The 810-nt window shown below is 65.8% G+C and carries 1 pseudogene; it reads left to right on the top strand.

Annotated features, from left to right (window positions below):
* Positions 1–810: pseudogene (locus NW837_RS15185) on the top strand (alpha-2-macroglobulin); the annotation flags it as partial.

Genomic DNA, 810 nt, shown 5'->3' on the forward strand with positions numbered 1-810 from the left:
CGCTTGGATCGATTGCCTGTTGGGGAATACCAGGTGACGGTGCAGGGATCCGGCCTGGAAACGGTGGGCAGCCAGGGATCCGTTCTGGTGCGGGAGGGGGCAACGGTTCGGATCCCCACCTTGCGCCCTCAGCTTGTCCCCCCCGGTCTCTATCTCTACAGCACCAGCCAGGTGTTCACGACCGCAGAACCGGCGCGGCTGCAGTGGCGGGCCACCAGCCTGGGCTCGGTGCAGCTCAGCCTCTATCGCTTTTCCCTGACAGAGCTGCAGGGATCCCCTCTCTTGCGGGATTTGGCGGATGCTGGCTATGGCTCCCTGGATCCGGCTCTGTATCCCACCCTGCGGCGGGAGCTTGTGCGCAGTTGGCAGCAGCCGGTGCCACGACGAGCGGGAGAGGGGTGGACAGCCCAAACCTTGGAGCTGGGGATCCTGCCGCCGGGGGCCTACTGGGTGGAGGCGGAGGGCCGGGAGCCGCTGAATGCGGCTGCACCCTTGCCCCGTTCCGACCATTGGTTTTTGGTGAGCGATCTCGGCCTCATCCAGAAGCAGGATGCCAGCCAGTTGGTGGTGCAGGCGGTGCACCTGCGGGAGCTGCGTCCCCTGGCCGGGATCCAGATCCAAGTTTTCGGGGAGTGGGGGGATCCCTTGACAGCCACCACCGATGCAGAGGGGCTAGCCCGCTTTGGCCTGCCGGCGAGAGAGGGTTCTTCCCTGGTGGTCTATGGCCGCAGTGCCGACAACACCCTGCAGGCTTTGTCCCGCAGCTACGCCTATGGCTGGAACCAGCCCCACCGGATCTACGCCTACACG

Source organism: Synechococcus sp. R6-10, assembly GCF_047461815.1.
Classification (GTDB): domain Bacteria; phylum Cyanobacteriota; class Cyanobacteriia; order Thermostichales; family Thermostichaceae; genus Thermostichus.